The 11,079-nt window shown below is 63.4% G+C and carries 8 protein-coding genes; 2 read left to right on the forward strand and 6 right to left on the reverse strand.

The window, feature by feature from the left end:
- Positions 1-2: 2 nt before the first annotated feature.
- The 5 genes from HKX24_RS07415 to dctP all read right to left on the reverse strand — a co-directional run bounded on the left by HKX24_RS07415 (position 3) and on the right by dctP (position 7,520).
- On the reverse strand, positions 3-2,861 hold the full coding sequence (locus tag HKX24_RS07415; RefSeq protein ID WP_271691597.1) for a monovalent cation/H+ antiporter subunit A: 2,859 nt from the start codon (positions 2,859-2,861) through the stop codon (positions 3-5).
- 174 nt (positions 2,862-3,035) lie between these two features.
- On the reverse strand, positions 3,036-4,553 hold the full coding sequence (locus HKX24_RS07420; protein WP_271691598.1) for a malonyl-CoA synthase: 1,518 nt from the start codon (positions 4,551-4,553) through the stop codon (positions 3,036-3,038).
- 175 nt (positions 4,554-4,728) lie between these two features.
- Complete coding sequence (locus HKX24_RS07425; RefSeq protein ID WP_271691599.1) at positions 4,729-6,045, reverse strand: TRAP transporter large permease; 1,317 nt, start codon at positions 6,043-6,045, stop codon at positions 4,729-4,731.
- Between the two features lies 1 nt (position 6,046).
- Positions 6,047-6,529, reverse strand: coding sequence for a TRAP transporter small permease (locus HKX24_RS07430; RefSeq protein ID WP_271691601.1), 483 nt, complete (start codon positions 6,527-6,529; stop codon positions 6,047-6,049).
- Positions 6,530-6,548: 19 nt separating this feature from the next.
- The gene (gene dctP / locus HKX24_RS07435) at positions 6,549-7,520 is read right to left on the reverse strand and encodes a TRAP transporter substrate-binding protein DctP (protein WP_271691602.1); all 972 of its coding nucleotides are present in this window, start codon (positions 7,518-7,520) and stop codon (positions 6,549-6,551) included.
- 228 nt (positions 7,521-7,748) lie between these two features.
- Between dctP and HKX24_RS07440 the strand changes: the two genes are divergently transcribed.
- Both HKX24_RS07440 and HKX24_RS07445 read left to right on the forward strand, forming a co-directional pair.
- Positions 7,749-8,984, forward strand: coding sequence for a putative DNA modification/repair radical SAM protein (locus HKX24_RS07440; protein ID WP_271691603.1), 1,236 nt, complete (start codon positions 7,749-7,751; stop codon positions 8,982-8,984).
- Positions 8,984-10,414, forward strand: a complete 1,431-nt coding sequence (locus HKX24_RS07445) for a UdgX family uracil-DNA binding protein (RefSeq protein ID WP_271691604.1) — start codon at positions 8,984-8,986, stop codon at positions 10,412-10,414. Before HKX24_RS07440 ends, HKX24_RS07445 begins: the two co-directional genes overlap by 1 nt.
- Here the strand turns inward: HKX24_RS07445 and HKX24_RS07450 are convergent.
- On the reverse strand, positions 10,411-11,049 hold the full coding sequence (locus HKX24_RS07450; protein ID WP_276153904.1) for an SOS response-associated peptidase family protein: 639 nt from the start codon (positions 11,047-11,049) through the stop codon (positions 10,411-10,413). The two genes, HKX24_RS07445 and HKX24_RS07450, sit on opposite strands and share 4 nt — an antisense overlap.
- Positions 11,050-11,079 lie beyond the last annotated feature (30 nt).

The following is an 11,079-nucleotide window of genomic DNA, read 5'->3' on the forward strand; positions in this document are numbered from 1 at the left end:
GTTTATGCCTCCGCCTTGGTGTTGTCTTCGCGCGATGGGTCGATGTCCATCGGATGATCGGCCTCGGGCACATGCGCCCGGCGCGCCAGCCGCGAGAAGCTTTCAAGCGACAGCATCACCGCCCCGACCACGGCAAGGAACACGCCCAGATCGAACAGCGCCGCCGTCGCCAGTTCGAACTTGTCGAAGGGCGGGATGCGCACATAGGTGAAGTCCGACGTGAGGAAGGGTTTGGCAAAGAGCCACGATCCGATCCCCGTCAGCCCCGCGATCAAGACGCCGGTGCCGATGATCCCATGATAGGGATAACGCAGCCGCGCCGAGGCCCAGGCAAAGCCACTGGCCATATATTGCATCACCACGGCGATGGAGACGATCAGACCGGCGATGAAACCGCCCCCCGGCTCGTTATGACCGCGCAGGAAGATGTAGAAACCCACCATCAGCACGACGGGCATGATGACGCGGGTCATCACTACCATCATCATCGGATGCCGGTCGCCCGCGCGCGGCTGGTCGGGCTTGCGGTTCAGCAAACGCGCCCGCACCGGGCCCGAGAGCAGCGTCTCGGTCAGCGCGTAGATCAGCAGGGCGGCAATGCCCAGCACGATGATCTCACCATAGGTATCGAAGCCCCGGAAATCGACGAGGATCACGTTCACCACATTGGTACCGCCGCCACCCTTGTAGGAGTTGGCAAGGTGGAATTCGGAAATGCTCGGCGCGACGGTGTCGCGCAGCAGATAGTGATAGGACAGCGCCATGGTCGCCGCCCCCGCCGCGAGGGAGACGACAACGTCCCGCGTCCGACGCAGCACGCTGCTTTCGATCGGTGTGCGGTTGGGCAGGAAGTTCAGCGCCAAAAGCAGCAGGATGATCGTCACCACCTCGACCGTCAGCTGGGTCATCGCCAAGTCAGGCGCGCTGAAGAAGACGAAACCAGCCGAGACGATCAGCCCGACGATGCCGATCAGGATCAGCGACAACAGGCGGTTGCGGTGCAGGAAGACAAGGCCGCAGGCCGCCGCGACCAGCATCAGCCAGCCCGCGATCTGCACGGCATTCGTCGGTTGCAGCGCGCGGCTCGCCGCGCCCACCGTGCCGGTGGCCCAAGCGTAATAGCCCACGCCCACGACGGTCACCGCCATCACGGCGGCATAGCGCGAGAAGGCCCCATTGTGCAGCCGCAGCGATACCGCCTGCGACAGGCCGACAGAGGCCGCGATGATCCGGTCAAAGATACGCTTGGCCTCGGGCCGTGGTGCGGCATCCCAGACGCGCAGCAACGGGGTGAAGAGCGCCAGCAGGATCAGCCCGCCCACGACCGCGATGATCGACATATAAAGCGCCGGACCCAGCCCGTGCCAGATTTTGAAATGCGCAGAAGACATCTCGGCCGCGTCGCCAAGGACAGAGGCGGTCACCAGCTTGACGAAAGGCTCGGCCAGAAACGGCGCGAGGCCGATCACCACCACGGGGATGATCAACAGCGCCGGCGGCAGCCAGAGGCCGGGCTTGGGGTCATGCGGATGGTCGGGATAGTCGTCGCGCTCTTTGCCAAGGAAGGTGTGGCCGATCAGCCGGAAACTATAGGCTGCCGAGAAGAGCGCGCCAAAGGTCGCCAGCGCAGGCACCAGCCACGGCAGATCGAAAAGCGTAGTGTGCAGCGTCTCTTCCAGCATCATCTCTTTCGACAGGAAGCCATTGAACAGCGGGATCCCCGCCATCGAAAGCGATGCCAGCGTGGCGATCACGAAGGTTACCGGCATCAGATGCCGCAGCCCGCCCAAACGGCGGATATCGCGCGTATGCACCGCGTGATCCACAATCCCCGCTGACATGAAGAGCGCGGCCTTGAAGGTCGCGTGGTTCAGGATGTGAAACACCGCCGCCAGCGCGCCAAAGGCCGTGCCAGTGCCCAGAAGCATGGTGATCAGACCAAGGTGACTGACGGTCGAGAAAGCCAAAAGCGCCTTCAGATCATGGTTGAACAGCGCGATCACCGCGCCCAGCACCATGGTGATCAGCCCCGCCGTGGTGACGATGACGAACCACTCCGGCGTGCCCGAGAGCACCGGCCACATCCGCGCCATCAAGAAGATCCCCGCCTTCACCATCGTGGCGGAGTGCAGATAGGCCGAGACCGGCGTGGGCGCGGCCATGGCGTGGGGCAGCCAGAAGTGGAATGGGAACTGCGCCGATTTGGTGAAACAGCCTAGAAGGATCAGGATCAGCGCAGGCAGATAGAGCGGCGAGGCTTGGATCGCCTCGCGGTTTTCCAAGATCACGCTCAGGTCATAGCTGCCGACGATCTGCCCCAGCAGCAACATGCCACCGATCATCGCAAGCCCGCCCATGCCCGTCACGGTCAGCGCCATCCGCGCCCCTTGGCGGCCTTCGGGGAGATGCTTCCAATAGCCGATCAACAGGAAGGACGACAGCGAGGTCAGCTCCCAGAAGATCAGCAAGATCAGTACGTTATCACTCAGAACGATGCCGACCATCGCGCCTTGGAAGAGCAATAGATAGGTGAAAAACTCACCCATATGATCGTCGCGCGACAGGTAAGAGCGCGCATAGGCGATGATGAGCAGACCGATGCCAAGGATCAGGCAGGCAAAGAAAAAGCCAAGACTGTCGAGCATCAAGGTCAGGTTCAGACCAAGCTGCGGGATCCAGTCAACCCGCGCGGTCAGCACCTCTCCGGCCAATACGGCGGGCAGATGGGTGAGCAGGCCGACAAAGGCCACGAGGGTAACCATGAAGGTGACCCCGGCGCAGGCTTGGCGCCCTGCGGAATTCATCAGTCCGGGTAGCAAAGCACCAAGGAAAGGCAAGGCAACGATAAGGAAGAGGGACACGCGAACTCCTGATCTAGCGGACTGAAAGGTCACCACGTTCTGTAGAAATTTTCCCGGCACCTCAAGCGAAACCGGGCATTAAACGCCAGATTGTCGCAGGTTACGCCCCCTCCCTACCCCGTGGGAGGGAGATGCCCGTGCCTTTGCCCGTCCGACAGTCCCCCTCGGGCCGCGTCACCCCGGCTGGAAGAGGTTCCGGTAGTTTTCGCGCAGCACGTTCTTTTGCACCTTACCCATCGTGTTGCGCGGCAGTTCCGGCAGCACGATCAACTTCTGGGGCTGTTTGAACTTGGCCAGCGATCCGGCCACGCCCTCAGCGATCTGCTCCACGTCCAGCTCCACCCCCCTGCGCGCCACCAGCACCGCCACCACGCTTTCGCCGAAATCGGGGTGCGGCACGCCGATCACCGCGCTTTCCAACACGCCCGGTTGGTCGTCGAGCAGCAGTTCGACCTCTTTGGGGTAGATGTTATAACCGCCCGAGATGATCAGATCCTTGTCGCGGCCCACGATGGTGACATAGCCATCCGCATCGCGCCGCCCCAGATCGCCGGTGATGAAAAACCCGTCTTCGCGCAATTCGGCGGCAGTCTTCTCGGGCATTTGCCAATAGCCCTTGAAGACATTCGGCCCCCGCACTTCGATGCTGCCAATCTCGCCATCCGGCAGGGTCGCGCCGGTTTCGGGGTCGGTGATCTTCAACTCCACATCCGGCAGCGGCAGGCCCACAGTGCCGGCGCGGCGCTCGCCCTCATAGGGGTTACTGGTGTTCATATTGGTCTCGGTCATGCCGTAACGCTCAAGGATACGGTGGCCGGTCCGGGTCTCGAAATCCACATGGGTTTCCGCCAGCAGCGGGGCGGAGCCCGAGATGAACAGCCGCATATTCGCCGCCGTCTCACTGGTAAAACGCGCGTCGTCCAACAGCCGGGTGTAGAAGGTGGGCACCCCCATCATCGCGGTGGCATGGGGCATCCGGTCGATCAGTCGGTCGATGTCGAGCTTGGGCATAAAGATCATCGCGCCCCCCGCCACCAGCGTCACATTGGTCGCCACGAACAGCCCGTGGGTATGGAAGATCGGCAGCGCATGGAGCAGCACGTCTGCATTGGTAAAACGCCACAGATCGGCCAGCGTCTGCGCGTTGGACAAAAGGTTCGCCTGCGTTAGCATTGCCCCCTTTGAGCGCCCCGTCGTGCCGGAGGTATAGAGGAATGCCGCCAGATCATCAGCCTCACGCGCGACGGTCTCGAACTGATCGGGGGCCGAGGCTGCGCGGTCCGCAAAACTGCCATCGTTTTCGGTGCCCAGCGTCTCAAGCTGGCAGCCCGTGTCCTTGGCCAGCGGCGCCATCTCATTGCGCCGCGCAGGCTGGCAGACGAAAGCCGCCGCCCCGCTGTCGGTCACGAAATAGCGCACCTCATCCGCCGTATAGGCCGGGTTCAGCGGCAGAAAGATCACCCCCGCCTGCACGCAAGCGGCATAGAGCGCCAGAGCATCCGCGGATTTGTCGATCTGCACCGCCAGCCGGTCACCCGGCTTCACCCCCAGCTCGGTTAGCACATTGGCAAAGCGGCCCGCCCGGCTCAGAAAGCCCGCATGGGTCAGCGTCACCCCGCCGTCGAGGTGCAAAAAGGCGGTCGTCTTGCCCGCGTGACGGCCAAACAGAGTGTCATAAAGGGGATTTGCCATCACGGTGCTCCTCACGTGTTGTTCTTGGGAAAGCCGATTGGCTCCTCGCGGAATTACAACCGTATTACGCAGGGTAATGCAAGCAGGCGGAGGGCTGCGTGCGGCTGCGGTGAGGGGAAATGTTGAACCGAGGCAATAGCTTGTAGGGCGACGCTCGGACGCGTCGCCCTGCGGATTAGCGGCCCATCAAGCCCGGCAACCACGTACCGATGCCCGGCAGCCAGACGACCAGCGCCAGCACGAAGAGCTTGATTAACAAAAAGGGCATCACCGAGGCATAGATTTGCGGCATCCGGATCTCTTCGGGCGCCACGCCCCGCATGACGAAGAGAAGCAGCCCGAAGGGCGGTGTCAGCAGACCGATCTCCATGGTCAACAGGTAAACCACGCCGAGGGTCAGCTCGTTGATCTCCATCGCGCCCGCCAAGGGCACGAAAACCGGGACCGTCACCATCAACATCGACACTTGATCGATGAAACACCCCAGAAACAGCAGGATCGCGATCATCCCCAAAAGCACCATCAAGGGCGTCGGATCGACCGCGTTGATCGCATTGATCAACCCGTTGGTCGCGCCCGAAAAGCTCAGCACCTGCGCAAAGGACTGGCTGGCCGCAATGATGAACAGGATCATCACCGACAGTTTCAGCGTCTCCATCAGAGCACGGCCCATCTTCTCCCAACTCAAGGCCCGATAGGCTGCCCCGATGATCACCGCCGTGATACTGCCCAGCGCAGCGCTCTCCGTGGGTGTGGCGATCCCTGCCAGCAAAGAGCCGATTACCACCGCGAAAAGTACCGTCAGCGGCAAGACATAGATCGCAAAGGGCGTCCACCGTTCGCGCAGCGACATATCCTCGTAAACATCGGGCGGCGCGACCTTTGGGTCCAATACACTGCGCCCCACCACATAGGCCACGAAAAGCACCGCCAGCAGCAGGGCCGGAAGTACCCCCGCGATCAGCAGCCCCGCGATGGAAATACCGGCGAGCGAGCCCACCAGCACCGCCAGCGCCGAAGGCGGGATCAGCATCGCAATCGCCCCCGAAGCCATGATCGGCCCCATGGCCATCGACGGGTGGTAGCCCCGTTTCAGCATCCCCGGAAGCAGCGTGCCGCCCAGCATCGCGGTATTGGCGATGGTCGAGCCGGAGAGTGCCGCAAAGATCGTGCCGCCGAAGATCGTCACCACTGACATGCGGCCCGGGATGCGGGTCACCACCCGCTCAATGGCGTCGATGGCGCGGTGCGCCACCCCGGTCTGGAAGAGGATCTCCCCCATCAGGATGAACAGGGGTATCGGGGCAAGCTGGAAATTCGCCACCGACTGCGCAGAGTTGCGCGCCAGTTGCAGAATGCCACGTTCGCCACCCAGCACGAAGTATGCGCCCACGGTGGTCACGGCGATAAAGGCAAAGGCGACCGGCAAGCCGATCAGCAAAAGCACCGCGAGGCTGCCCAGCATGAGCGTCAGGATCAAAGCCCAATCCATCTCAAAGACCACTCAGACTACGCTCGGCCGTTTCCGGATAGAAAAGGCGGCGGATAAAAATAATCGTGCAAAGCGCCAATGACAGCGGCACAAAGGCCAGCATCCACCATTCCGGGATGACGAATGACGTGCGGATCATCGACCCCCGCGCGGCCGACGCCAGCACCGCTTGCAATCCGTACCACCCCAACACCCCCGCCGTGACAGCGCCGATGGCGCTGGTAAGACGGGTGAGCACATGGGCCGTGCGTGGCGCAAGATTGCTGGTGATCAGATCGACCTTCACATGGCCACCGATCGACAGCACCCAAGGCGCGCCAAGGAAGGTGGCGATCATCAGCGCGTATTGGATCGCATCCAGCGCGCCATAGACCACCGGCAGGCCAAGATTGCGCAGCACAACATTGAGAGCGATGAACACCGCGATCACCCCGAGGATACCAGCCGAAAAGACGGCCAGCCCCCGGAGTGTCCGGTCAAACATTCTAGAGATCATTGGAGGATCACTTGGTCATGCAGGCGCGCATCTGCTGCGCAAGATCGGCATCGACCTCTTCCACCGCGGCCCAACCGGCATCGCGGGCGGCAGCGATCCAAGTCTCGGCATCGGCCTCGCCAAAGGTGATCGTCTCGATACCCGCCTCGGCCTGCGCCGCATATTCCGAGGCGTTCCGATCCGCGTTGTCGTTGTTCAGCTCTTCCATCCAAGCGGCACCTTCGGCCAGCTTGGCGCGCTGCTGCTCCGTTAGCCCGTTCCAAGTATCAAGGTTCACCAGAACGTTGACGTCGACGTTGTAAAAGCTCGGGTCGACACGGTACTTCGTCTGCTCGTCCCAACCAAGGTCCAGCACCCCCTGCGAGGGCCAGCCGTAGCCGTCAATCGCCCCACGCTCCAGCGCGCTGTAGACCTCGCCCGGCGCGGTCCGCACGAGGTTGGCACCAAGCTGCGTAAACATCGCTTGGTAAACCGGCGTGGTGCGGATGGTCAGACCGCTCAGATCCGGCCCCTCGACCGGTTTGGTGAGATAAAGGTGATAGCCGATCCCGTCGCCCGCATGGGCGAGGTATTTCACGTTCATCTGCTCTTGATGGATACGGTCGACCAGTTCATAGCAGCCATTGGCGCGCTGGTCCTGAATGGTGTTCTCGGCCAGATGCAGTGCGTCGCCGGTGGGCAGCAGGTTGGGGTAATAGGCCGTGGTGTTATTAGCGATGTCGACGACACCGGACTGCACCGCATTGCCCAGTTCAAAAGGCGGCACGGCCTCAGGACCGCCGACCAGATTGATCTGCACGACCCCTTTGCCGTTCTCGTTGATCCACTCGACAAAGGACTCAAACTCGCGGCTAAAGGCGGTGCCAAGGGTAAAGGCCGAAACGGCGCGCAGGGTCACTTCTTCGGCCTGAGCGATGCTGCCGGTGGCAAATGTGCTGACGGCAAAGACCGCCGCGCTAAGCGTGGTTGTTGTTTTCATGGTCGTCTCCCAGTTGTGATCAAAAGCCCGCGATCTTTGCCCCGGTGCTCTCGCATGCAAATGCATAATATGTATCTGCATGTAATTGGTAGCGACTAGATTTCCCTACGTCAATTTAATCTCGGCGCCACGGGGCCACCCCGCCCCCCCTTGCCTGCCCCCGCGCAAATTGTCGCGGCATTAAGATAGATTAATGACGCCGCCCCGTTGAGAACATATATAGAACGCATGGCAAGACAAACCCTCGATCAGAAACTGGCGATTCTCAGCGACGCGGCGAAATACGACGCCTCCTGCGCCTCCTCGGGCTCCACCGAGCGCGATTCGCGCGACGGCAAGGGGCTGGGCTCCAACGAAGGCAGCGGCATCTGCCACGCCTATGCCCCGGACGGGCGGTGCATCAGCCTGCTCAAGATCCTGATGACGAATTTCTGCATCTACGATTGCAGCTATTGCATCAACCGCGTCTCCTCGAACGTGGAGCGCGCGCGCTTCAGCGTGGACGAGGTGGTCAAGCTCACCATCGAGTTCTACCGCCGCAATTACATCGAAGGGCTGTTCCTCTCCTCGGGCGTGATCCGCTCGCCCGATGCCACGATGTCCGACATGGTGCAGATCGCCCGCAAGCTGCGCCACGAGGAGAATTTTCGCGGCTACATCCACCTCAAGACGATCCCCGACGCCTCCCCTGAGTTGATCGAGGAAGCGGGCCGTCTGGCGGACCGACTGTCAATCAACGTGGAACTGCCCACCGACACGGCGGTGCAGCAATATGCGCCCGAGAAAAAGCCCGAGCAGATCCGCCGCGCCATGGCCAACGTGCGGATGACCAAGGAGGCGAGCAAGGAGAAGTCCTTCTCCGGCAAGCGCCCGCCGCGGTTCGCGCCCGCGGGCCAGTCGACGCAGATGATCATCGGCGCAGATGGGTCCAACGATGCCACGGTGCTGGGCCAATCGACGCGGCTCTATTCCAGCTACAAGCTGAAGCGGGTCTATTACTCCGCCTTCTCGCCCATTCCCGACAGTTCCTCGAAACTGCCGCTGATCCGCCCGCCCCTGCAACGTGAGCACCGGCTTTATCAGGCCGACTGGCTGCTGCGGTTCTACGACTTTCAACTGGATGAGATCACCTCCGTCACCCGCGACGGCAACCTTGATCTTGAGGTCGACCCCAAGCTCGCCTGGGCGCTGGTGCACCGCGAACACTTCCCGCTCGACGTCAACCGCGCCAGCCGCGAGATGCTGCTGCGGGTGCCGGGGTTTGGGGTGAAGACCGTGAACCGCATTCTCGCCGCCCGTCGGCATCGCAGCTTGCGCTACGAGGACCTCACCCGCATGGGCGCTTCGATGAAAAAGGCCCGCGCCTTCGTCACCGCGGGGGGCTGGACCCCCGGCGGCCTCACCGACAGCGCCGACCTGCGCGCGCGCTTCGCGCCGCCGCCCGAGCAGTTGACCCTGTTCTGATGCACCGCGTCTCCCTGCCCCCGATCGGCACCGCCAAGGCATGGCGCGAGGCTGCGCGCGGCTTTCTGGCCGCGGGCGTGCCGCCCGAGCAGATCCTCTGGGGCGATCATGCCGCGGCTCCCGACCTTTTCGGCGGGGAGTCCGCGCCCGTGGCCACGGGCCACGTCGCGGTGCCGCGCAGCTTCGTGTCGATGGCCGAGACGGCGGTCTGGCACAGCGACCCGGAGCGTTTCGCGCGGCTTTATGCCTTCCTCTGGCGCGTGAAGGACGCGCCGCATCTAATGGCCGACCGGGGCGATGCCGACCTCGCCGTCTTGCGCGGGATGGAGAAGAACGTCCGCCGCTGCCAGCATAAGATGAAGGCCTTCGTCCGCTTCCGCGAGATTGGCGATCCGAACGCCCCGCGCCGCAGCTTCGCCGCGTGGTTCGAGCCCACGCATCACACGGTTGAGCCCACGGCGGATTTCTTCGTGCGGCGGTTTTCCGACATGGACTGGCGCATTCTCACGCCCGACGTCTCGGCCATCTTCGAGGGCGGCAAGCTCAGCTTTCAAGAAGGCCACGCCAAGCCTGACCTGCCCGAGGACGCGGGCGAGCAGTTGTGGATCACCTACTTCCAGAACATCTTCAACCCCGCCCGCCTGATGGTGAAGGCGATGCAGTCGGAGATGCCCAAGAAATACTGGAAGAACATGCCCGAGGCCGCCTTCATTCCCCAGATGATCGCCGAGGCCCCGGCCCGCGCCCGGGCCATGGCCGAGGCCGCCCCCACCCTGCCGCCCGCGCGCATGGACCGGGTGCAGGCGCAGCTTTCGGCCTTCTCATCTGCTTGGGACGGTCCAATGGAAGAGCTTCCCGCCGCGATCCGCGCCTGCGCCCGCTGTCCGCTGCATTGCCACGCCACGCAGGCCGTGCCGGGTGAAGGGTCGAGGCATGCCGATCTCATGGTCGTGGGCGAACAGCCCGGCGATCAAGAAGACCTCGCGGGCCGCCCCTTCGTCGGGCCGGCGGGGCAGATGTTCGACCGCATCGCCGGCGAAGCGGGGCTGGACCGAGACGCTGCCTTCGTCACCAATGCGGTCAAACACTTCAAGTTCACCGCCCGCGGCAAACGCCGCATTCACCAGCGCCCCGAGACGCCGGAGATCGACCAGTGCCGCTGGTGGATGAACGCCGAGGTGGCGCAGGTTCAACCGAAACTCATCCTCGCCATGGGCGCCACGGCGGCGCAAAGCCTGACCGGCAAGGGCGCGGGCATCCTGAAACGCCGCGGCACGATCGAGGCGGGGCCGGAGGGCATTCCGGTGCTGATCACCCTGCACCCCTCCTACCTCTTGCGCGTCCCCGACCCCGCATTGCGCGAGGAGGCGGAGGCGCAGTTCCGCTCGGACCTCGCGATGGCGGCGCGGATGATGGCCGAGGCGGCCTAGTCCTCGGGGTCGATCACCTGCAGGGCACCGTCGGGCAACGGGCGCTGCAACGCCGCAAGCTCGGCGGTCTCGGCGCTGAGCCACGTCTGCACCTCGTCGGGCGTGGTCAGGATCACCGGCATGGCCTTGGGGTGCACGGCACCGACCTCAACATTGGGCTCGGTGGTTAGAAAGCCGAAGAGGTCGTCGGTCGTCTCCTCGTCTTTCAGTTTTCGCACGCTCGTCCAGTTCGTCCAGACCCCAGCAAAAAACCCCAGCGGGCGGTCCTCGCCAAGCGCGAACCAGATCGGGCGCGAACGCTCTCCGGGGCGGTTCAGCGGCTCGGAAAAGGCGGTGAAGGGCACCACGCAGCGATGCGCAGGCCCCAGCCATCGCCGCCAATGCGGTGAGGCGATGTTGCGGATGTTCGTGACGCCGCGGTCGGTCTTCTTGCCCTTGAGCGCAAAGGCCGGGGACGGCATCCCCCACCGCATCATCTGCAAGATCGGGCCGCCGTCGCTACTGCGCACCACCGGGGCCGGGTAGTCGGGGTAAATGCCGGGCATCGGCGGCAGATTGCCCGCCTGGTCGTCGATCCCGTCGAACCAGCCGCGGATCGCGTCTTGCCCCTTGGTGAGGGAGTAAAGATTGCACATCGGTCGCCTCCTGTCGCAGCCCTTGGCCCA

This window comes from Sulfitobacter sp. M85, assembly GCF_029285915.1.
In the GTDB taxonomy this organism is placed as follows: Bacteria; Pseudomonadota; Alphaproteobacteria; order Rhodobacterales; family Rhodobacteraceae; genus Sulfitobacter; species Sulfitobacter faviae.

What these genes read in the sequence shown, in the direction of transcription:
- HKX24_RS07425 (WP_271691599.1), bottom strand. Translation starts at nt 6,045, where the DNA reads ATGGATTGGGCTTTGATCCTGACGCTCATGCTGGGCAGCCTCGCGGTG.
- HKX24_RS07440 (WP_271691603.1), top strand. Translation starts at nt 7,749, where the DNA reads ATGGCAAGACAAACCCTCGATCAGAAACTGGCGATTCTCAGCGACGCG.
- HKX24_RS07430 (WP_271691601.1), bottom strand. Translation starts at nt 6,529, where the DNA reads ATGTTTGACCGGACACTCCGGGGGCTGGCCGTCTTTTCGGCTGGTATC.
- HKX24_RS07450 (WP_276153904.1), bottom strand. Translation starts at nt 11,049, where the DNA reads ATGTGCAATCTTTACTCCCTCACCAAGGGGCAAGACGCGATCCGCGGC.
- HKX24_RS07445 (WP_271691604.1), top strand. Translation starts at nt 8,984, where the DNA reads ATGCACCGCGTCTCCCTGCCCCCGATCGGCACCGCCAAGGCATGGCGC.
- dctP (WP_271691602.1), bottom strand. Translation starts at nt 7,520, where the DNA reads ATGAAAACAACAACCACGCTTAGCGCGGCGGTCTTTGCCGTCAGCACA.
- HKX24_RS07420 (WP_271691598.1), bottom strand. Translation starts at nt 4,553, where the DNA reads ATGGCAAATCCCCTTTATGACACTCTGTTTGGCCGTCACGCGGGCAAG.